At 68.5% G+C, this 20,586-nt stretch carries 17 protein-coding genes; 6 read left to right on the top strand and 11 right to left on the bottom strand.

The window, feature by feature from the left end; translation table 11 throughout:
• Window positions 1-341 precede the first annotated feature (341 nt).
• From BC102111_RS10190 to BC102111_RS10180, 3 genes are all read right to left on the bottom strand, one after another.
• Complete coding sequence (locus BC102111_RS10190; protein ID WP_095376600.1) at window positions 342-1,736, bottom strand: NAD-dependent succinate-semialdehyde dehydrogenase; 1,395 nt, start codon at window positions 1,734-1,736, stop codon at window positions 342-344.
• Window positions 1,737-2,072: 336 nt separating this feature from the next.
• Window positions 2,073-4,523, bottom strand: coding sequence for a thiamine pyrophosphate-binding protein (locus BC102111_RS10185; protein ID WP_095376601.1), 2,451 nt, complete (start codon window positions 4,521-4,523; stop codon window positions 2,073-2,075).
• Window positions 4,524-4,549: 26 nt separating this feature from the next.
• Window positions 4,550-5,596, bottom strand: a complete 1,047-nt coding sequence (locus BC102111_RS10180) for a 1-aminocyclopropane-1-carboxylate deaminase (RefSeq protein WP_095376602.1) — start codon at window positions 5,594-5,596, stop codon at window positions 4,550-4,552.
• 268 nt (window positions 5,597-5,864) lie between these two features.
• On the opposite strand from BC102111_RS10180, the gene BC102111_RS10175 reads away from it, so the two are divergent.
• From BC102111_RS10175 to BC102111_RS10155, 5 genes are all read left to right on the top strand, one after another.
• Window positions 5,865-6,506 (top strand): GntR family transcriptional regulator, encoded by a 642-nt coding sequence (locus BC102111_RS10175; protein ID WP_095376603.1) that lies wholly within the window; start codon window positions 5,865-5,867, stop codon window positions 6,504-6,506.
• Window positions 6,507-6,520: 14 nt separating this feature from the next.
• Entirely contained in the window at window positions 6,521-7,036 is a 516-nt protein-coding gene (locus BC102111_RS10170) for a tetratricopeptide repeat protein (RefSeq protein ID WP_232252531.1), read from the top strand.
• Window positions 7,037-7,274: 238 nt separating this feature from the next.
• Entirely contained in the window at window positions 7,275-7,889 is a 615-nt protein-coding gene (locus tag BC102111_RS10165) for a DUF6230 family protein (RefSeq protein WP_101624246.1), read from the top strand.
• A 104-nt stretch (window positions 7,890-7,993) separates the two neighbouring features.
• The gene (locus BC102111_RS17880) at window positions 7,994-8,386 is read left to right on the top strand and encodes a DUF6114 domain-containing protein (protein ID WP_219618474.1); all 393 of its coding nucleotides are present in this window, start codon (window positions 7,994-7,996) and stop codon (window positions 8,384-8,386) included.
• A complete protein-coding gene (locus BC102111_RS10155) occupies window positions 8,383-9,111 on the top strand; it encodes a hypothetical protein (protein ID WP_063248758.1) in 729 nt (242 codons plus the stop codon). The genes BC102111_RS17880 and BC102111_RS10155 overlap by 4 nt, the downstream gene beginning before the upstream one ends.
• 42 nt (window positions 9,112-9,153) lie before the next feature.
• Here the strand turns inward: BC102111_RS10155 and BC102111_RS10150 are convergent, their stop codons facing one another.
• The 7 genes from BC102111_RS10150 to eat all read right to left on the bottom strand — a co-directional run bounded on the left by BC102111_RS10150 (window position 9,154) and on the right by eat (window position 17,826).
• Window positions 9,154-10,836, bottom strand: coding sequence for an alanine/glycine:cation symporter family protein (locus tag BC102111_RS10150; protein WP_232252530.1), 1,683 nt, complete (start codon window positions 10,834-10,836; stop codon window positions 9,154-9,156).
• A 75-nt stretch (window positions 10,837-10,911) separates the two neighbouring features.
• Complete coding sequence (locus BC102111_RS10145; protein WP_009379763.1) at window positions 10,912-11,670, bottom strand: type 1 glutamine amidotransferase; 759 nt, start codon at window positions 11,668-11,670, stop codon at window positions 10,912-10,914.
• A gap of 111 nt (window positions 11,671-11,781) precedes the next feature.
• Window positions 11,782-12,558, bottom strand: coding sequence for a 3-oxoacyl-ACP reductase (locus tag BC102111_RS10140; RefSeq protein WP_101624244.1), 777 nt, complete (start codon window positions 12,556-12,558; stop codon window positions 11,782-11,784).
• A gap of 103 nt (window positions 12,559-12,661) precedes the next feature.
• Entirely contained in the window at window positions 12,662-14,029 is a 1,368-nt protein-coding gene (locus BC102111_RS10135) for an aldehyde dehydrogenase family protein (protein ID WP_101624475.1), read from the bottom strand.
• 14 nt (window positions 14,030-14,043) lie between these two features.
• The gene (locus tag BC102111_RS10130) at window positions 14,044-14,832 is read right to left on the bottom strand and encodes a gamma-glutamyl-gamma-aminobutyrate hydrolase family protein (protein ID WP_101624243.1); all 789 of its coding nucleotides are present in this window, start codon (window positions 14,830-14,832) and stop codon (window positions 14,044-14,046) included.
• Window positions 14,813-16,297, bottom strand: a complete 1,485-nt coding sequence (locus tag BC102111_RS10125; RefSeq protein WP_101624242.1) for a glutamine synthetase family protein — start codon at window positions 16,295-16,297, stop codon at window positions 14,813-14,815. Before BC102111_RS10125 ends, BC102111_RS10130 begins: the two co-directional genes overlap by 20 nt.
• Before the next feature lie 92 nt (window positions 16,298-16,389).
• On the bottom strand, window positions 16,390-17,826 hold the full coding sequence (gene eat, locus BC102111_RS10120) for an ethanolamine permease (RefSeq protein WP_101624241.1): 1,437 nt from the start codon (window positions 17,824-17,826) through the stop codon (window positions 16,390-16,392).
• Window positions 17,827-17,978: 152 nt separating this feature from the next.
• On the opposite strand from eat, the gene BC102111_RS10115 reads away from it, so the two are divergent.
• Window positions 17,979-18,755, top strand: a complete 777-nt coding sequence (locus tag BC102111_RS10115; RefSeq protein ID WP_232252529.1) for a FadR/GntR family transcriptional regulator — start codon at window positions 17,979-17,981, stop codon at window positions 18,753-18,755.
• Window positions 18,756-18,762: 7 nt separating this feature from the next.
• On the opposite strand, the gene BC102111_RS10110 is transcribed toward BC102111_RS10115, so the two are convergent.
• Window positions 18,763-20,184 (bottom strand): 8-oxoguanine deaminase, encoded by a 1,422-nt coding sequence (locus tag BC102111_RS10110; protein WP_101624239.1) that lies wholly within the window; start codon window positions 20,182-20,184, stop codon window positions 18,763-18,765.
• Window positions 20,185-20,586 lie beyond the last annotated feature (402 nt).

Genomic DNA, 20,586 nt, shown 5'->3' with positions numbered 1-20,586 from the left:
GGTGGTCGTCACCGCAGCCGTCGCACGTCGGTGCGTCGGACGCCGGCGCTGCGCTTCCCGAGGAGGATCCGGTTCGAATCTGGCACCAAAATCGAACCGGATCCTCCTCGGGGGCGCGGCAGGGGGCACGGCAGGGGGCGCAGTGGCGTGCGCGGGGCCACCGGGCGCGCCCGTGAGACGAGCCCGGGCACGCGAAGCGGGCGCCGCACCCAGCCCGGGAGGACTCTCCCGCACCGGACGCGACGCCCGCTCACGTGCAACCGAACGTGCAACCGACCGACCGTGCCCCGCCGTCTGAGTCAGCGACAAGCACTGCTCAGCGGCGCACCCCGGTCAGGGTGTCACTCGGCGACGTAGTACATGCGCTTGTTGACGAACTCGTCCATGCCGTAGGGGCCGAGCTCGCGGCCGAAGCCCGAGCGCTTCGTGCCGCCGAACGGGATCTCCGCGCCCTCACCGGCAGGGGTGTTGACGTTCGACATGCCGACGTCGAGCTGCTGGGCGATCTTCGCCGCACGCGCCTCGTCCTTCGAGAACACGGCACCGCCGAGGCCGAAGTCCGTGTCGTTGGCGAGTTCGAGGGCCTCGTCGTCGCTCGAGACCTTGTAGACCGTGGCCACGGGTCCGAAGAGCTCCTCGCGGAACGCATCCATGTCCGAAGTCACGCCGGTGAGCACGGCCGGGGTGATGTAGGCCGAACCGTCGTCGGCGAGTTCGCCGCCGACGAGGGTGGCGCCCTGCTCGACCGCGCGCTCGAGCTGCTTGCGGAGGTTCTCCGCGGCAGACCGCGAGGACAGGGGCGAGTATCCGCCTTCGACGGGCTCGGACGGGTTCGACTTCTCCGAGGACTTCGCGCGCTCGGTGATCCCGGCGACGAAGTCGTCGTAGATGTCGTCCATGACGATCATGCGCTTGTTCGCGTTGCAGACCTGGCCGGTGTTGTACAGGCGGGTGCCCCATGCGGTGTCGACGGCCTCGTCGAGGTTGTCGGTGTCGAGGATGATGTACGGATCGGATCCGCCGAGCTCGAGCACGGCCTTCTTGAGGTACTTGCCGGCGAGTGCGCCGACGATCGACCCGGCACGCTCGGAGCCGGTGAGCGAGACACCTTGGACGCGGCGATCGGCGATGATCGTCTCGATCTGGTCGTGCGAGGCGTAGACGTTGTTGTACACGCCCTTGGGCACACCGGCGTCATCCATGATCTGCTGGATCGCGGCCGCCGAACGCGGGCAGATCTCAGCGTGCTTGAGGATGATCGTGTTGCCGAGCACGAGGTTCGGCGCGGCGAAGCGGGCCACCTGGTAGTACGGGAAGTTCCACGGCATGATGCCAAGAATCACGCCGACGGGACGGCGCTGGATGTAGGCCTTGCCGCCGGAGAAGGACTTGATCTCCTCGTCCTTGGAGAACTCGGGTCCGTTGTCGGCGTAGTAGTTGAAGATCGCCTCGCAGAACTCGGCTTCCTCGATGCCCTCGGGGATGGGCTTGCCCATCTCCTCGGCGATGATCTTCGCGAGCTCTTCCTTGCGCTCACCGAAGAGGGCTGCGACCTTGTTGACGATCGCGGCACGATCCTCGATGCTCTTCTCACGCCACTTCAGGTAAGCAGCCTGAGCTTCGTCGATGACCTGACCGATCTGCTCGTCGGTGGCGGTGTCGAACCGCTCGACGATCTCGCCCGTGGCCGGGTTCTCGACCCGGTAGCCGGTCGCGGCGCTGACTGAACTGCTCATTCCAGACTCCTTTGACTCATGGCACCCTGGGTGATTCCAGGGAAGCGGTTGCCTACTGCGACGCCGCCCGAATCGACGGATCGCGTATGCCTGACTCTCACGCTATCAACACGTGACCTGAGCAACAAGTGCCGGAACCTGGGGGTATCATCAGCACTCCGAGCCTCCCGATGCCCCCGCCGAGGTTGTGCGGATTCCGCGCATCAATCGACGGATTCCGTAGGTGAGGACTACGGCTGTCACGGTTTCGGCAGGCCGGTTCGAGGACCCCCGCACCTGCCGAACCAGGGGTCCGCACCCGCCGAGGCGGGGGACCCACCTCGGCGCCGGTGACGCTCACCTCCCGAGCAGGTCGAGGGCATTCGAGACGATCGAGACCGTGTCGATGCCGTGGATCTCGTGGGCCTCGGAGACCGAGGAGGCCTGCCCGAAGTCGCTGACGCCGAGGTTGCGCGTCCGGTCTCCGCGGATGCCGGCGAGGAACGACAGCGTGTGCGGGTGACCGTCGAGGACGGTGACGAGCGGTGCCGGGTGCGCGGCGGGGAAGAGCTCGTCGGCGATGGCTGAGCGCGGGCTCGGACTCACCCGGGTCCGCTCCTGGATGGCCCGGAAGATCTTCGACGGCGAGGTCAGGCACACGACACCGGCGCGGATGCCAAGACTCTCGAGCCTTTCTGCGGCGTCGAGGACCTCGGTCATCATCGCCCCGACGCCGACGAGCGTCACTGCGTCCTCACTCGCCGGATGGTCGCTCAGCCGGTAGCCGCCGGCGATGACCTGCTGCCTGCGGCGCTCCCGCAGGAGCGGATCGGTGGGGACGGCGGCACGCTCCTGGGCCACCGGCCGGGTCGTCAGGCGGAAGTACGCGGAGTCGCCGTCGGGATCGGCGAGGTCGCGCAGCGCTTCGAGCAGCGTCCATTCGAGGTCCTGCGCGAACGCCGGCTCCCAGCTGGTGAGCTTCGGGATCTCGAGGGTGACCGACGGAGTGTTGAACGACTGGTGCGCGCCGCCTTCGGGGGCGAGGGTCACACCCGAAGGAGTGCCGACCATGATCGAGCGTCCGCCCGCGTAGAGCCCGAACGTCCACGGTTCGAGTGCGCGGTTGATGAACGGATCGTAGATCGTCGCGATCGGCAGCAGCGGCTGACCCCACCGCTGCCCGGTGGTGCCGAGCTCACCGGCGAGGGAGACGAGGTTGATCTCGGCGATGCCCATCTCGATGTGCTGGCCGCTCGAGTCCTCGTGCCACTTGAGCACCCGCTCCCGGTCGTCGGAGAACCAGTCCTCGCGTCCGGCCGGTGACCACACGCCGGTCTTGTTGATCCATCCGCCGAGGTTGGTCGACGTCGCGACGTCGGGTGAGACGGTGACGACGCGGCGGGCGACCTCGGGGGCGACGTTCTTGAGATCGGCGAGGAACCGGCCGAGGGCGGCCTGCGTCGAGACGACGGCCTTCGGGGTGAACCCGAGCTCCGCGGGCACCTCGGCGACGGCATGGGTGGTGATCGGCTCCCGGCGCAGGCGCTCGGCGGTCTCCGCGCAGAGCCGACCGGCCGGGGTGTCCGCGTCGAAGGTCTGCCATGGGTTCTCGAGGTCCATCCCCGAGGCGGCGGCGAGGTCGCGCATCTGGTCTTCGGTGAGCTGCGCGGCGTGGTTGCCGGGGTGGCCTTCGGTCGCGAGGCCACGACCCTTGATCGTGTAGGCGAAGATGACGGTCGGACGCGTGTCATCGATCTGGTCGAACGTGTCGACGAGCTGGCCGAGGTCGTGGCCGCCGAGGTCGCGGATGAGGGAGGCGAGGTCGTCGGGGGCGAAGCGGTCGGTGACGGTGCGCAGGGAGGCGGCGTCCGCCTCGGCGAGGCCGGCGAGCAGACGGTCGTGGACTTCGGTGGGATGGGCACGCAGGAGACGCTGGTACTCGGGGTTGGGCATCGAGACGAGCCGCTGCCGCAGCGCCTCACCTCCCTCACCGGCGAAGACGGTCTCGAGCCTGCGCCCCCACTGACACGTGAGCACCTGCCAGCCGGCAGCGGCGAACATGCCCTGGAGGCGCTGGATCTGGACGTCGGGGATGACCCGGTCGAGGGACTGGCGGTTGAGATCGACGATCCACGTGACTTCGCCGAGCGCGCGGACTTCCGGGTCGATGATCGCCTCCCACACCGCGCCTTCGTCCATCTCCGCGTCGCCGAGGAGGGAGTAGAAACGACCGGCTGAGGGGGTGTCGGGGAAGCGGTCGGAGACGTACCGGTGGGCCAGGGCCGCCCAGATCGGGGCGGTCGCGCCGATGCCGACGGATCCCGTCGAGAAGTCGACGGTGTCGGGGTCCTTCGTCCGCGAGGGGTACGGCTGGAGGCCGCCGCGGGAGCGCAGGGTGTCGAGGTAGGAGACGTCGAGGTCGCCGAGGAGGTAGTTGATCGCGTGGAGGACCGGGGAGGCGTGCGGTTTGACGGAGACGCGGTCGACAGAGCGCAGCGTCGTGAACCACAGTGCGGTCATGATGCCGGCCATCGACGCCGAGGACGCCTGATGTCCGCCGACCTTGACGCCGTCGCTGTTGGCCCGCCCGCGGTTGGCGCGGTCGATGATCGAGGTGGCGAGCCAGAGCACGCGCTGGGCGATCTCGTCGAGGACCTCGTCCTCTCCCGACGCCGAGGCGGTCAGCGGCCTGTCGTTCGTGCCGGGCGGGCTGACCTGCATCGACGTCTCGAACTGGTGGAGTTCGTCGGCGTCGCGCTGGTCGGTGCTCGGCGTGTTCACGGTGCTCTGCTGGTCGTTCGCGGCCATGGTCGTGTGCCTTTCGAGAAGGGGGATCAGCGGGTCGTGGCGGGGGTCGGAGTCTCGGAGAAGATCGAGCTGTACGCGTTGAGGGCGAGCTGTCCGCCGAGGTGGGCGTAGAGGACGGTCGAATCCGCGCCGATCGTCCCGTCCCCGACGAGGTCGATGAGTCCGGCCATCGACTTGCCCTCGTAGACGGGGTCGAGGATGACGCCTTCGAGTTCGGCGGTCGTGCGGATCGCGGCGACCGTCGTCTCGTCGGGGATGCCGTAGGCGGGTCCCTGCCAGCCGGAGCGGATGTCGACCTCGGCGGGCGTGATCTCGCGGCCGAGCCCGATGAGGTCGGCGGTGCGGTTCGCGATCCGCGTGACCTGCTCGCGGGTCTTGTCCAGCGTCGCCGAGGCGTCGATGCCGATGATCGTCCGGGGCCGGCCCCCGGCGGCTTCGAGGGCGGCGAAGCCGGCGATCATGCCGGCGTGCGTCGATCCGGTGACCGTGCAGACGACGATGGTGTCGAAGAAGACCCCGAGCTCGGCCTCCTGTCCGGCGACCTCGTACGCCCAGTTCGCGAACCCGAGTCCGCCGAGGGGATGCTCGGAGGCCCCGGCCGGGATCGGGTACGGGGTGCCGCCGGCGGCCTCCACCTCGGCGATCGCGTCCTCCCAGCTCGAGCGGATGCCGATGTCGAAACCGGAGTCGTCGAGGCGGACGTCGGCGCCGATGATCCGTGAGATCTCGATGTTGCCGACCCGGTCGTTGACCGCGTCGTCCCAGTCGACCCAGCGCTCCTGGACGAGGCGGGACTTCAGTCCGAGGTGCGCGGCGACGGCGGCGACCTGGCGGGTGTGGTTGGACTGGTAGCCGCCGATCGAGACGAGGGTGTCCGCGCCCGAGGCGAGGATGTCGGGGACGATGTACTCGAGTTTGCGGGTCTTGTTCCCGCCGAACGCGAGACCCGAGTTGACGTCTTCGCGCTTCGCCCAGATCGTCGCCCCGCCGAGGTGGTCGCTCAGTCGGCGCAGCTCGTGCACGGGGCTCGGGCCGAAGGTCAGGGGGTAGCGCTCGAAGTCGGTGATGGCCATGGCGTCCTCGTCTCTGGGGGCGGTGATGGGACTGTGTCGCTGTCGGTCAGGTCACGGGCGGTCGGGTCACGGGCAGTGGTGGATGGGCCTCGTCGTTGAGACCCACCTCACGATATGCAATATATTGCATTCCGAGCGTCGCTACAATGAGGAGCAACCGACCATCCCACATGTCAGGATTCACAGGGGCTGGCCAACCAGCCGTCACCGCACAGATCAGCTGTCACCGTACAGACCAACCGTCACCGCATAGACAGGGAGAGCAGCCGTGCCGATACCCGAGGCGTCACCGATCCCGCACCGGACGCTGCTGCGCGACGACGTCTACCGGTCGATACGCGATGCCATCATCCGCGGTCAGCTCGCACCGGGAGAGCAGCTGCGCGATCAGGAGCTCGGGTCGTGGCTGCGGGTCTCCCGCACCCCGGTGCGCGAGGCCCTGCAACGCCTCGCCCAGGCCGGCCTCGTCGTCGCGGAGCCGGGGAAGATGACCCGCGTTGCCCCGGAGAACCCTGCGGCGATCATCAACGCCCGCCAGGTCGCCGCCGAACTCCATGCGCTGGGGATGAAGCTCGCACTGCCGCACCTCGACGCCGACGACGTCGCCGAGATGGATGAGGCGAACGCACGCCTCCAGGCCGCGCTCGAGGCCGCGGACAGCGAGGCCGCCATCGCCGCCGACGACGACTTCCACGCGGTGGCGCTCACGCGCAGCGGCAACCCGCTCATCCTCGACCATCTCGAGGTCGTCACCGCGACGCTGCGCCGTGCGGAATACCTCCACTTCGATTCGGAGAAGGGGTCGGCCTCGCCGGAGCAGCACATCGAGATCCTCGCCGCGATCCGCGCCGGCGACCACGACCTCGCCGTCACCCTGACCAGGGAGAACTGGTCCGTCCTCGAGGGGTGAACGCGATGTCGGAGATGGCAGAGCAACCGCCTGAGAGCGAAGCGCCGCCGACGGAGATCGCAAACGTCGTCGGCGGTCAGGGGTGGATCCTGCGGGGCAGCGATCTGCGACCGGCGATCGTCGACCTGCAGGCGTTCCGGGCGGGACTCGCCGAGGATCCGTTGTGTCCGGTCCTCGAGCGACTGTGGTCCGATGAACCTGCCGCAGCTCTGCGCATGCTCGACGACCATCCCCCAACGCTGCGCACCCGCGCGCTCAGAGCCGACTGCCTGCGCGAACTCGGCGCACCCGGCGAGGCCGCGGACGTCTACGATCGCCTCGTCGCGGAGACCGCCGGAACCCCGCTGGAGGCCACGATGCGACAGCACCGGGGAAAGGCGCTCCTGGCAGCTGGTCGCGTCGACGACGCGATCGACGATTTCCGCATCGCGGTCTCGATGCGACTCTCCGGCGACCCCGCACTTCTCGAATCGGCCGAGCAGGCGCTCGCCTTCGCTCTGCGCCGCCGCGCAGTCGACCCCGAGCGCTGAGGGGCCCGGTTCCCCACCCGCATTGATCGCGACCTGCCCGCACGACTCGGTGCGCAGAGCCGCCCGATCCCGCAGCCCCTCTTGGCGCACCGCGGGCAAGAAAACCTCCCCCATCGACGACCTCGGAGGGGGTGTTGCGTCTGAAAGGACGATCGATATACTCGCCAGTAACACCCCGTAGTAACTTACGTCACATATTGAGGCGCCGACGCAGTCGTCGGCGTCGGGAAGAGGATCGATGAAGTTCCCGAAGTTCCGCCACATCAGCAAGCTCACCTCGTCATACGCCGGACGGATCGCCCTCGTCGCGATTCCCGCCGGCGTCGTCTCCGCCGGTCTCATGGGAGGTGTCGCGCAGGGTGCCGTGCCGGTCTCGTTCTCGGTGTCGGGAAGCCAGTTCCAGATCAGCGCCTCCCAGCTCGAGGGCACGGGGTTCTCCCAGTACGGCGGCACCGCCGAGGACAGCGAGGGCGGCAAGCACACGGTCGCGATCGCGAACATCAAGAGCGCCGAGCTCAGCGATCTCTGCCAATCCGCGGTCACCGACACGCCGCTCGGCAAGGCCGGAGTGCTCATCACCGCCGGCGGCGGCGACGAACCAGCGACGGCGAGCGATCTGCAGATCGGGATGACCGGACTCAAGGGCGACGCCGAGTTCTCGAACATCCGCATCGGCGTCGACGCCTCCGGCGTCAACACCAAGGCCAAGGGCACTGCGGGCGACTTCGCCCAGGATTCGGACACCATCTCGATCTCGGGACTCGAGCAGACGGCGTGGAGCACTCAGGCGTCAGTCTTCACCCTCAAGGGGATGAAGCTCGAGCTCACCGACGGATCGAAGACGTGCTTCTGATGGCGAGCGCACAGACACGACGAGCGAACACACAGTAACGCCGCGGTCGCCACCGGACGGAGCGGACCGGAGGCTTCCGGCGCTGGCGTCGACAGCGGCCGTTCATCGGCGGACTCCTCGTCATCCTCGGCGGGATCGAGCTCTTCTTCTCCGGTCAGCTCGACACGGGCAATCTCCACATCCAGCTCGGCATCGAGGGGCTCCAGGCGACGATCATCCCGATCACCCTCGTCGTCCTCGGCGCCCTCGCGATGGCGATGCCCGTCCACCACGTGTTCTACGGGATCCTCGCGCTCATCATCGCGGTCTACTCGCTCGTCGGGGTCAATCTCGGCGGCTTCATCCTCGGGATGCTGCTCGCGAGCATCGGCGCCGTGCTCGTCGTCGCGTGGATGGGCCCCCGCGAACCGAGCGATGAATCGAGCGCAGAGTCCGTCGGATCGGGGGACGAACGGAGGGACGTCGCGGAGACCGCGAGCCGGGAAGGCATCGTATGAGGGCGCCCGTCCGCAGCGCCGCGCTGGCTCTCTCGGCACTCGCCCTCACCGTTCCCGCGACGGTGCTCACGTCGATGGGGGCCTCCGCCGCCGAGGTGGGGCCCGGTTCCGGGGCGCTGTGCAGTCCGCAGTCCCCGTGCGGGGATCCGGCCGAGCCGGGACCGAGCGTGGGTCCCACCCCGACGGAGTCGCCCACCGAGTCTCCGTCACCCGGTCCGACCGAGTCGCCGACAGAGTCCCCGGAGCCCACGGAGTCCCCGTCACCGACGGAGTCGCCGGAACCCGTCGAGGCGACGGAGGACGACGATGCGCCGATCTTCGCGAAGACCCCGGCGTCGCTGGGCTCGGAGAAGCTCTCGTTCACGGGGCTGAGCGGCGTCTCGATCGTCTCGGTGCCCACCGCGGACGGCGGGTCGATCCGGGCGCTGAAGATCACCGCTGATTCGATCACGATCACCGGCTTCTCGCTCACGGTCCGCCCGCCCGGTGAGCCGGGCCTCGTGACCAAGGCGGACGAGATGACGCTCAAGGGGGATGTAAGCGTCTACATCGGGTCGATCACCGCGACGACGAAGGACGGGAAGTCGCTGACCATCGGCACCGACACCCCGCCCCCGCTCGACGACGTCGAACCGGGACTGGTGCGGGTGACGATGGGCCTCGTCGGCTCGATGGCCGATTCGATCAGCTACTCGAACACCGATCAGAAGATCGTCAAGCCCTGAGCCGCGGAGTGAGGTGGCCGACCGGACAGCCGGTCGGCCGCTTCACTCGCCCTTCTTCGCGCGGGCGAGCTTCTTCTCCCTGAGCGTGCTGCGCACCTCGCGGAGCCGGTCGCGTTTGCGCCGGCGTCCCGCCTCGGCGGCGGCGACCTGCTCCGACGTGGGCTCATGGTCGCCCATGCCCACCTGGAGCTCCGGCGGGCTGATCTCGGTGACCACCCCGACGTCGATCTTCTTCCGCAGCCGGAGGATCTCGAGGCGGAGGATGCGGCAGAGGAAGTAGATGCCGAGCAGGTTGGGAAGGGCCATGAGGAAGAAGATCGCATCCGAGAAGGCGATGACCGACTCGAGCGACATCGAGGCGCCGACGATGACGGCGAGGATCCAGAAGATCTGGTACGCCTTGTCCGCCTTCTTCGAGTTCCCCGTCAGGTAGCCCAGGGCCTGCTGCCCGTAGTATCCGTAGGCGAGGATCGTCGAGAACGCGAAGAGGACGACGGCGACGGTGAGCAGGATCGGGAACCAGCTGCTCACAGTGCCGAATGCCTCGGCGGTCAGCCCGATGCCGTCCTCGGTGCTCGTCGTGTAGAGCCCGGTGGTGATGATCGCGAGCGCGGTGAGCGTGCAGACGATGACGGAGTCGATGAGCGGCTCCCACATCGCGACGAAGCCCTCGGTCGCCGGCTTCGTCGTCTTCGACGCGGCATGGGCCATCGCGGCCGAGCCGATGCCCGCGGCGTTGGAGAACAGCGCCCGCTGAATGCCGACGATCGCGACGCCGACGATGCCCCCGGCGATGCCGTCGGGGCTGAACGCGCCCTCGACCATGAGGACGAACGCGCCGGGGATGGCGCCCGCGTTGACGATGAGGATGACGATGACGGAGAGGAAGTAGAGGATCGCCATCATCGGCGGGAGCTTCGACGTCCACTGCCCGATCTTCCGGATCCCGCCGAGGATGACGAGCGCGGTGAGGACGGCGATGACGACGCCGATGAGCCAGAGCTTGTCGGCGAGGAAGCTGTCCTCGCCCCCGGTGGCGCCGACGAGGATCGACGCCGCCTGGTTCGCCTGGAACAGGTTGCCGGCACCGATGACGCCGATGACCGCGGTGAGGGCGTAGAACGCGGCTAAGAACTTCCCGAGCTTCGGGCCTCCGATCTCGGCGAGTCCGTCGCGGAGGTAGTACATCGGCCCGCCGGCGACCGTGCCGTCGTCGTTGATGCGCCGGTACTTCACACCCAGCGTCGCCTCGGCCATCTTCACCGTCATCGCGAAGAAGCCGAAGATGATGATCCACAGCGCAGCGCCCGGTCCGCCGACCGTGATCGCCACGGCCACACCCGCGATGTTGCCCAGGCCCACGGTGCCCGAGAGCTCGGTGGCGAGCGCCTGGAAGCTCGAGACCTGACCGGGGTCGGTTTTGCGGGTGAAGCGTCCGCGGATGATGCCGAGCGAGTACTTCAGACCTGTGACCGGCTGGAAGCGGAGGTAGATCGTGAGGAAGACCGCGGCGGCCATGAGCCAGACGACGATGAGCGGGATGCCGAGGTCGCCGATGCGCAGCTCGAAGAAGACGATGCTGCTGAAGGTCTGCGCGATCGGCCCGAGGAAGGACTCGATCGCCTGGTCGATTCCGGCGGCCTGCACTGTGTCGGCGGCCTGGAGTGTGCCGGTCGGGGCCTCGACGGCCGAGAGCTGGGACAGGTGTTCAGTTATGGAATTCATGCGCACGGGTGCGAGTGAGGGATTCGTCCGGAGGATCGGTCCGGGACCGGCACCCAGCATCAACCTAACAAGCGCTCAGCTCGTTGTCAGGTTGACGTCATCCGCCCCAGCGCCGTTTCGGCCCTCTCGCCTGCGCAGATACTCGACGAATCTCTGCGCGAGCTCGCGGCCCCACGCGATGAGCTCCGCGTCGGCGGCGCGGACCTCCTCGACGATCGACTCGGCCGTCTTCCCCTCGGGCAGCGGGACCGAGTCCGAGGACAGCCAGCGGGCGATCTGCACGGCGTCGGTCTCCGGGTGGAACTGCGTCCCCCACGCGAACTCGCCGACCCGGAACCCCTGCACAGGCGCGTCCGAGCCGGTGACGAGGAGTTCCGCACCCTCCGGCAGGCTCATCTCCTCCTGATGGAAGAGCACCGAGGGCAGCGTCCGTCCGGCGAGTGCGGCGAAGACCGGGTCCGACTCCCCCGCCGAGGTGGTGCGGAGATCGTAGATCCCGATCTGCGGGCGCTCCCGCCGGGAGATCCGCGCGTCCGTGGCCGCGGCGAGCAGCTCCCCGCCGAGGCAGACGTTGAAGCTCGGGAACTCACCGCCAGCAGAGCGCTGCAGCAGCTCCCTCACCTGCGGAAACCACGGATTCGCCGTGTCCTCGAGGGGACCTGCGGCGCCGCCGAGGACGAGGAGCGCAGCGTAGTCGCCGGGGGCCGGGATCGCCTCGCCGAGGTACGGACGGACGACGACCACCTCGGCGCCGGCCTCCTCGAGCCACTGCCCGAAGCGTTCAGGACCGGTGCCTTTCTCGTGTTCGATGACGAGAATCCTCACGTCTGCCATGGCCTCATTCTCCTCGGTCAAGCCGGCGAGCACTTTGCGATGCGAGGAACGCCCGAAAAGTGCGCTCCGGCTTGACCGAGAGCCCCGCACGCCCCAACTCAGCCGCCGCCCTCACTCCGCAGTGACGTACGCCGAGGTGATGCCGCCGTCGACGGTGAACGTGGAGGCGTTGACGAACGTCGAATCGTCGCTGGCGAGAAACGCCACGGCCGCGGCGATCTCCTCGGGCTCACCGAAGCGGCCGCTGGGCACGTGGACGAGGCGGCGCTGAGCCTGCACGGGGTCGGCGGCGAAGAGCTCCTGGAGCAGCGGCGTGTTCACCGGTCCGGGACACAGGGCGTTGACGCGGATGCCGTCCTTGGCGAACTGGACCCCGAGTTCTCGGCTCATCGAGAGCACCCCGCCCTTCGAGGCCGAGTAGGAGATCTGCGAGGTGGCGGCCCCCATGAGGGCGACGAACGATGCGGTGTTGATGACCGATCCCGACCCCTGCCTGACCATGTGGGTGAGCGCGTACTTGCAGCAGAGGAAGACCGAGGTGAGGTTGACCGTCTGGACCTTCTGCCACGCGGCGAGGTCGGTCGTGAGGATCGAATTGTCCTCGGTGGGGTTGATGCCGGCGTTGTTGAACGCGACGTCGACCCGGCCGTAGTGCTCGACGGTGGTGTCGAAGAGGTTCTTCACATCCTCCTCGTCGGCGACGTTGACGCGGACGAAGAGCCCGCCGAGTTCCTCGGCGACCTCCTGGCCGCGAGCCTCGTCGAGGTCGGCGATGACGACCTTCGCGCCCTCTTCGGCGAGCCGCTTCGCGCTCGCCAGCCCGATGCCCGAGGCACCGCCGGTGATGACGCAGACCTTGTCCTTGAGTCGGGTTGCCGCTGTGGTCATGGTTCTCCTTGGTGATGTGTCTGAGTTGGTGGATCAGATGATGCGGTGGGTCAGTTGGGCTCGGAGTGTGCCGGACGCACGAGCCTCACTCGCCGAGCCCGGCTCACTCCCCCGGCCGGGTCGCGAAGAAGACGTTCTTGACTTCCGTGAATGACGCGACCGCGTCGGGGCCGAGCTCGCGGCCGAGCCCGGACTGCTTGAACCCGCCGAACGGCGTCCAGTACCGGACCGAGGCGTGCGAGTTCACCGAGAGGTTCCCGGCCTCGACCCCGCGGGAGACCCGCATCGCCCGGTCGAGGCTGTTCGTCCAGATCGAGCCCGAGAGCCCGTACTCGGTGTCGTTGGCGATCCGCAGGGCGTCGGCCTCGGTGTCGAAGGGCACGACCGAGAGGACGGGACCGAAGATCTCCTCCGTGAAGTCAGCGGTGGAGGTCGAAGCCGGGGTGAGCACGGTCGGCGGGAACCAGAACCCCGGTCCCTCCGGTGCCGTTCCCCGGAACGCGACCTCGCCGGCGGCGACGTAGGAGGCGACCTTGTCCCGGTGCGCCGCGGTGACCAGCGGTCCCATCGCCGTGTCCGGAAGCGTCGGATCGGCGGCGGCGAAGTCTCCGACGGACTCCTCGAGGGCGGCCATGAACTCGTCATAGATCCCCCTTTGGACGAGCAGCCGCGAGCGAGAGCAGCAGTCCTGTCCCGAGTTGTCGAAGACGCCCCCGGGGGCCGCGGCCGCAGCGGCGGCGATGTCGGCGTCGTCGAAGACGATGTTCGAGTTCTTGCCGCCGAGTTCGAGGGTGAGGTTCTTCACCTGCGCCGCACAGCCGGCCATGATCCGCTTGCCCACCTCGGTGGAGCCGGTGAAGACGATCTTCCGCACGGCCGGATGGGTGACGAAGCGTTCGCCGACGACAGATCCCTTGCCGGGGATGATGGTGAGCACACCCTCGGGGATCCCGGCTTCGCGGGCGAGTTCGCCGATGCGGATCGCCGTGAGCGGGGTGATCTCGGCCGGTTTGAGGACGACGGTGTTGCCGGCGGCGAGCGCGGGGGCGAACCCCCACGAGGCGATCGGCATCGGGAAGTTCCACGGCACGATGACCCCGACGACCCCGAGCGGTTCGGCGAAGGTGATGTTCACTCCCCCGTCGACGGGGATCTGCCGGCCGAAGAGGCGTTCGGGCATCGCCGCGAAGTACTCGATGACGTCACGGACGTTGCCCGCCTCCCACGTCGCGTTCGAGATCGTGTGCCCGGCGTTGGCGACCTCGAGGGCGGCGAGTTCGTCGATCGCCCCGTCGACAGCGTCGGCGAAGCGCCGCAGCAGCCGCGCCCGGTCACCGGGGGCGACCTTCCGCCACTCGTCGAAGGCCGTCTGCGCCTTCGCGATTGCGGCGTCGGTGGCGTCGACATCGGCGAGCTCCACCTCGGCGATCGCCTCCTCATTGGCCGGGTTGACGACGGTGAACGTACTCACGTCACTGCTCTCCTTCACGTTGTGATCCTCTCGCCGAGGCGGACCCCGGTCCCGCTCATCCGCTCCCTCGCCGCGTCGACGAGGGCTGAGACGACGCGGGCGTCGTCCGGGTTGTGCTCGGGGTGCCACTGCACCGCGAACAGCCACCCGTCCTCGCCGGTCTCCGCAGAGTCGGCAGGGTCGGGTTCGATGGCCTCGATGAGTCCCTCGGGACTGCGGGCGGTGACGACGAATCCCTCGCCGAGGCGGTCGACGGCCTGATGGTGATAGCAGGGTGCCGTCGCCGACTCCCCGAGGATGGCCCGGGCGAGGGTGCCCGGCTCCGTCGTCACTGCGACCTCGCCGTAGACGCCGGGGCTCGGCTGGTAGTCGGAGTGCCCGACGACCTCGGGCAGGTGCTGGATGAGGGTGCCCCCGGTGGCCACGGTGATGACCTGGAGGCCCCGGCAGATGCCGAGGACGGGCAGCCCGCGCTCCCGCGCCCCGCGGAAGAGGAGGAACTCGGACTCGTCGCGGAAGGGCTGGGAGCCGGTGCGCTCGTGCGGGGTCTGCCCGTACGCCTCGGCGGCGACATCGGCACCGCCTGCGATGAGGAGGCCGTCGACGCGGTCGAGGACCTCGGGCGTCTGCCCGTGCGGGGGCAGGAGGACGGGGATCGCCCCGCACCCCGCGACCATCCGGACGTAGTCGGCGGGGATGAGGGCCGCCTCGGCGTCCCAGACTCCCCACTGGGCCTGCTGCATGTACGAGGTGATCGCGATGACCGGGGCGGCGCCTGCCCTCTCAGAGTCGTTCGAAGCCACGGATCCTCTCCCAGTCGGTCACGGTCGCATTGTAGGCGTCGAGTTCGACATCGGCGGCATGGACGTAGTGGCGCACGACGTCGTCTCCGAAGGCCGCCTTGGCGATCTCGGAGGTTTCGAGCAGGTCGCGGGCCCCGGTGAGCGTCGTCGGCAGGCGCTTCGCATCGGTCGTGTACGCGTTGCCTTCAGTGATCGGCGGGAGTTCGAGTTCGTTCTCGATCCCGTGGAGGCCGGCGGCGATGAGGGCGGCCGCGGCGAGGTAGGGGTTGAGGTCGGCGCCGCCGACCCGGCATTCGACGCGCAGGGACGGCCCCGAGCCGACGACGCGGAACGCGCACGTGCGGTTGTCGAAGCCCCAGGCCACGGCGGTGGGGGCGAACGAGCCCTCGACGAAGCGCTTGTAGGAGTTGATGTTCGGGGCGAAGAAGTACGTGAAGTCCTCGATGCAGGCGAGCTGGCCGGCGATGAAGTGCTCCATGAGTGGGGAGAAGCCGTGCTCACCGTCGCCGGCCATGACCATGTCGCCGTCAGCGGATCGGAAGCTTAAGTGGATGTGGCACGACGATCCCTCCTTCTGGTCGTACTTCGCCATGAAGGTGATCGACTTGCCGTGCTGGGCGGCGATCTCCTTCGCCCCGTTCTTGTAGACCGCGTGGTCGTCGCAGGCCTTGAGCGCCTGCTGATAGCGGAAGGTGATCTCGTGCTGACCGAAGTTGCACTCGCCCTTCGCTCCCTCGACGTAGAGGCCGGCACCGGCCATCGAGTTGCGGATGTCGCGCAGCAGCGGTTCGATCCTAGCGGTGCCGAGGAGGGAGTAGTCGACGTTGTACTGGTTCGCCGGGGTCATCCCCTGGTACTTCGAGGCGAACGCGTCCTCGTAGCTCGTATCGAAGGTGATGAACTCGAGTTCGGTGCCGACGTGAGCGCTCATCCCCGCCTCGGCGAGGCGGTCGAGCTGCTTCTTGAGTATCTGCCGGGGGGAGGCGGTCACCTCGGCGCCGGTGGTCCAGAAGAGATCGCAGTTGACCATGGCCGTGCCCGGCTGCCATGGGATGAGGCGCAGGGTCGCGAGGTCGGGCTGCATGACCATGTCGCCGTACCCGGTCTCCCACGAGGACATCTCGTAGCCGTCGACGGTGTTCATGTCGACGTCGACGGCGAGCAGGTAGTTGCAGGCCTCGGAGCCGTGCCCGGCGACGTCGTCGAGGAAGAACTGTGCGCCCAGCCGTTTGCCCTGGAGGCGTCCCTGGGCGTCGGTGACGGCGACGACGACGGTGTCGATCTCTCCGGCCTCGGTGAGTCGGCGCAGTTCGTCGAGGGTGAGCGGCTTCGCCTGGAGGGATCCGCGGGTGGTCCGCTGCGGGGCGTGTGCCGTCGTGGGCGCCGAGGCGGCTGCCGGGGCGACATCGGCAGGGGCTGCCGCCTCGGCGGGGGTGGCCTCGGAGGGCGTGGTCAGGTGTGTCATCGGTGGTACCTCAGTTCTCTGTGCGTGCTGTCTCGTCGGTCGTTGAGGTGGTCAGGATCTGTCTGAGTCCGCTGTCTGTCCGAGTCCGCTGTCTATTTGAGTTCGCTCTCGGCGGCCTCGATTTGGGCGAACTCCTCTTCGGGTGCGCTCGCGACGAGGTGGTGGCGGGAGTAGAACCAGAAGTAGGCGAGCGCGATGAGGAAGACGCCGGCGGCGATCGCGGCGGCGAGGATGTCGACGAAGAAGGTCGCGACGACGGCCACCGAGGCAAGCACGAGTGCGATGCCCGTCGTCACCACACCGCCGGGGGTGCGGTAGCCGCGAGGCAGGTCCGGCTCCTTGAAGCGCAGCCGGATGTGGGAGAGGTTGAGCAGGACGTAGGAGACGGTGGCGCCGAAGACGGCGACGTTGAGGAGGACTCCGCCGTTGCCGCCGGAGAGGACGGCGATGAGGAAGCCGATCGTGCCGGGGACGATGAGCGCGAGGACCGGGGTCTTGCGCTTGCCGGTCAGGGAGAGCCATTTGGGCAGGTAACCGGCGCGGGAGAGGGCGAAGAGCTGGCGGGAGTAGGCGAAGATGATCGAGAAGAAACTCGCGATGAGACCCGCGAGGCCTGCCCAGTTGACGAAGGTCGCCAGCCACGAGTTCTCGCCGTAGACGAAGCGCAGCGCTTCGGGCAGCGGGTTGTCGGATTCGCCCATGGCCGCCGAGCCCCCGATGCCGGGTACGAGAAGGAGCATGAGGGCGCCGAAGACGACGAGGATCGCCATCGCGGTGATGATGCCGCGGGGCATGTCGCGCTTCGGGTCGGCGGATTCCTCGGCGGCCAGGGGCACGCCCTCGATCGCGAGGAAGAACCAGATGCCGAAGACGAGCGAGGCGAGCAGACCGCTGAAGCCCATCGGCAGGAACGCGCTCGAGCCGAGAGCGGTCGTCGGTTCGATGTCGAAGAGGTTCGCGGCATCGAAGTGGCCGACCGCGGCGACGACGAAGACGATGAGGGCGATGACGGCGATCGCGGTGATGACGAACATCAGCCGCAGCGCCTCGCCGACGCCCCAGAGGTGGACGCCGACGAAGATCGCGTACGCGGCGAGGTAGATCGTCCACGTGGGGACGGATTCGGGGAGGATGCCGAGGGCTTGGACGTAGCCGGCGATGAACGTCGAGATCGCCGCCGGAGCCATCGTGTACTCGATGAGGATCGCCATGCCTGTGGCGAAGCCGCCGAGCGGGCCGAGCGCGCGGCGGGCGAATCCGTAGCCGGCGCCCGCGGTCGGCAGGGTCGAGGAGAGCTCGGCGAGGCCGAAGACCATGCACACGTACATGAGCCCCATGAGGAGGAAGGCGATGAGGAGACCGCCCCAGCCGCCTTCGGCGAGGCCGAGGTTCCAGCCGGAGAAGTCACCGGAGATGACGTAGGCGACGCCGAGGCCGGCGAGCAGGATCCACCCGGCCGCGCCCTTCTTCAGCTGCCGCTTCTCGAGGTAGTTCTCGTCGACGTTGCCGTACTCGATGTTCTTGCTCATATCCGCCCCATCACGTTCAATGGATCACAATCAGACCATTGGCTGGGGTCGAATGTAGTATGACCCAGATCACGGTGTCAAGGATCTGCCGAAGGTCGAGACGAGCTCCGTCGAGGCCGCAGAGGGAAGTCGAGGTGAGAGGAGGTTTGAGCGTGGAACGGACTGCCGATGACGGGGACGAGGAGCCCAGCGCCGCTGACTCCCCCACTCGCCCTGCCCGGATGCGCGGGGGCAACGTCTTCGAACACACGATCGCCGAGCTGCTGCGCGCGATCCGCCTCGGCCAATACCTCGTCGGGGACAAGCTGCCGCCCGAGCGGGAGCTCGCCGCGCGGATCGACGTCTCACGGGCCACCCTGCGCCAGGCGCTGAGCGAACTGCAGACGGCCGGCGTCGTCGACGTCCGCCGGGGCCGGTACGGAGGTGCCTTCGTCACCCGGCTGCCGAGCGCGGACACGGGAGCCGGGGTCGACCTCGGCGAGCTCGATGATGCGGTGCGGTTCCGGCACATCCTCGAGACCTCGGCGGCACGGATCGTGGCCGAGCGCGAACTCGGCGCCGAGGAGCGGGAGAGGCTCATCTCCGCGGAGCGGAGCTGCTGGATGCCGTTGGGGTCCTCGGCCGAGGACATCGAGCAGTTCCGCGCCCTCGATGCCCGCTTCCATCTGACGATCGCCGAGCTCACGGGCATCCCGTCGCTCGCGCATGCCGCGGCGACGACGCGGGACCGGATCAATGCGCTGCTCGATCGGATTCCGTTCATCCACACGAACGTCGAGCATTCGTGCACGCAGCATCAGCAGCTCGTCGCAGCGATCCTCGACCATGACGCCGAGGCGGCGGCGACGCTGGCGGCCCAGCACGCCGAGGGCACCGAGCAGCTCCTGCGCGGATTCCTCGAGGGGAACGGCTCGACAAAGGAGCGGTGAGCAGGACTCACCCGCTGACGAGCCGGCGTGCCTCCTCCCGGTGGGCGGCGATGAGGGCCTCCTTGTCGAGCGCCTGCCCGTCCGCGCCGATCGCGTGACCGTCGATCACGCGCCACTGCCCGCCGACCATGACGCGGTCGGCCTTCTCCGCGCCGCAGAGGACGAGGGCGGGGATCGGGTCATGGGAGCCGGAGAACGCGAGGCCGTCGAGGCGGAACAGCGCGAGGTCGGCCTGCCTGCCGACCGCGATGGTGCCGATGTCGTCGCGGCCCAGCGCTGCCGCCGAACCCGCGGTCGCCCAGTCGAGGACGCGCTCGCACGTGACCGCCTCGGCGCCGTAGCGCAGACGCTGGAGGTAGAGGGCCTGCCGGACCTCCCGGATGAGGTTCGAGGCGTCGTTCGAGGCAGAGCCGTCGACGCCGAGGCCGACGTGGACGCCCGCGTCCTCGAGTTCGACGGCGCGGGCGATGCCCGAGGCCAGGCGCATGTTCGAGGTCGGACAGTGGGCGACGGAGACGCCGGCCGCGCCGAGGCGGGCGATCTCCTCGTCGTCGAAGTGGATTCCGTGGGCGAGCCACGTGCGATCGCCGAGCCAGCCGACCGAGTCGAGGTAGTCGACGGTGCGCAGACCGAAGCGCTCGCGGCAGAAGTCCTCCTCGTCGAGGGTCTCGGCGAGGTGGGTGTGGAGGCGGACGTCGAGGTCGGCGGCGAGCGCCGCGGACTCGCGCATGAGCTCGGTGGTCACCGAGAACGGGGAACACGGGGCGAGGCCGATCTGCACCTGCGCGCCGGCACCGCGCTCGTGGTAGGTTTCGACGAGGCGGCGGGAGTCGGCGAGGATGACCTCGGGGTCCTGGACGGTCCGCTGCGGCGGAAGGCCTCCGTCCTCCTCGCCGAGGGACATCGATCCGCGGGTGAGCATCGCGCGCATGCCGAGGCGGCGGACGGCCTCGACCTCGATGTCGATCGCGTCGTCCATGCCCGTAGGGAAGAGGTAGTGGTGGTCGGCGGCAGTCGTGCAGCCGGATTCGAGGAGTTCGGCCAGGGCGACGGTGGTCGCGAGCTCGAGGGCCTGCGGAGTCAGACGCGCCCACACGGGGTAGAGGTTCGTCAGCCAGCCGAAGAGCGGGAAGTCGGCGACGGGAGCCCACGCGCGGGTGAGCGTCTGATAGAAGTGGTGATGGGTGTTGATGAGCCCCGGGGTGATGACGTGATCGCTGACGTCGATGATCTCGTCGAAGGCTCCGGCGGGGCCGCTGCTCGATGCCCCATCGTCCACGGGCCTACCGCCCACAGGCTCGCGGCCGGCCGGCACGAGCTCGACGATCGTCCCGGTCTCAGTGTCGATGACGATCCCACCGTCGGCGGTCGCGTCAGTATTGCGGCCGAGGTGGACGGCTTTGGGATTGCGCAGCCAGATTCTGGACATCTGCGTCGCCTCTCGTGCGTGTGCTCTCAGGTGGGCCACGGCCCGCCCGCAGTCGCGGCGACTGCGCTGGGGCGATCGCCGCCAGCTCAGGTTTCACGGCGTCTGCTGCTCCGCCGGTCGGTGCGCAGTCCCTCTTCGCAGGCCTCGATCCGAGTCCGAACGGGAGTCCGAACCGCGTGCGATTTGTGCCCGCGGGGCACACCGACAAGACTGCACTCTAGCATGTGTTCCGGATCACGAATTCGAGTTGCCATCGCCGTTCACTTCGCCTAGTGTTCTGCGATAAGGAAACTTTCTTTCACATCTTGGAAGTTGTTCCCGAGAATCGAATGATGATGAGCAGAGGTGCCGACCCCTCGCAGGTGAGGTCTCGGCTCCGTGGAAGCCGCTGGCGAGCTCATG

It is taken from the genome of Brevibacterium casei CIP 102111 (assembly GCF_900169275.1).
Classification (GTDB): domain Bacteria; phylum Actinomycetota; class Actinomycetes; order Actinomycetales; family Brevibacteriaceae; genus Brevibacterium; species Brevibacterium casei.
Note: the sequence above shows the minus strand (reverse complement) of the source record. Positions and strands in the feature narration are given on the sequence as shown.

What these genes read in the sequence shown, in the direction of transcription:
- BC102111_RS10140 (WP_101624244.1), bottom strand. Translation starts at nt 12,558, where the DNA reads ATGACCACAGCGGCAACCCGACTCAAGGACAAGGTCTGCGTCATCACC.
- eat (WP_101624241.1), bottom strand. Translation starts at nt 17,826, where the DNA reads ATGAGCAAGAACATCGAGTACGGCAACGTCGACGAGAACTACCTCGAG.
- BC102111_RS10110 (WP_101624239.1), bottom strand. Translation starts at nt 20,184, where the DNA reads ATGTCCAGAATCTGGCTGCGCAATCCCAAAGCCGTCCACCTCGGCCGC.
- BC102111_RS10185 (WP_095376601.1), bottom strand. Translation starts at nt 4,523, where the DNA reads ATGGCCGCGAACGACCAGCAGAGCACCGTGAACACGCCGAGCACCGAC.
- BC102111_RS10165 (WP_101624246.1), top strand. Translation starts at nt 7,275, where the DNA reads ATGAAGTTCCCGAAGTTCCGCCACATCAGCAAGCTCACCTCGTCATAC.
- BC102111_RS10125 (WP_101624242.1), bottom strand. Translation starts at nt 16,297, where the DNA reads ATGACACACCTGACCACGCCCTCCGAGGCCACCCCCGCCGAGGCGGCA.
- BC102111_RS10155 (WP_063248758.1), top strand. Translation starts at nt 8,383, where the DNA reads ATGAGGGCGCCCGTCCGCAGCGCCGCGCTGGCTCTCTCGGCACTCGCC.
- BC102111_RS10190 (WP_095376600.1), bottom strand. Translation starts at nt 1,736, where the DNA reads ATGAGCAGTTCAGTCAGCGCCGCGACCGGCTACCGGGTCGAGAACCCG.
- BC102111_RS10180 (WP_095376602.1), bottom strand. Translation starts at nt 5,596, where the DNA reads ATGGCCATCACCGACTTCGAGCGCTACCCCCTGACCTTCGGCCCGAGC.
- BC102111_RS10150 (WP_232252530.1), bottom strand. Translation starts at nt 10,836, where the DNA reads ATGAATTCCATAACTGAACACCTGTCCCAGCTCTCGGCCGTCGAGGCC.
- BC102111_RS10170 (WP_232252531.1), top strand. Translation starts at nt 6,521, where the DNA reads ATGGCAGAGCAACCGCCTGAGAGCGAAGCGCCGCCGACGGAGATCGCA.
- BC102111_RS10145 (WP_009379763.1), bottom strand. Translation starts at nt 11,670, where the DNA reads ATGGCAGACGTGAGGATTCTCGTCATCGAACACGAGAAAGGCACCGGT.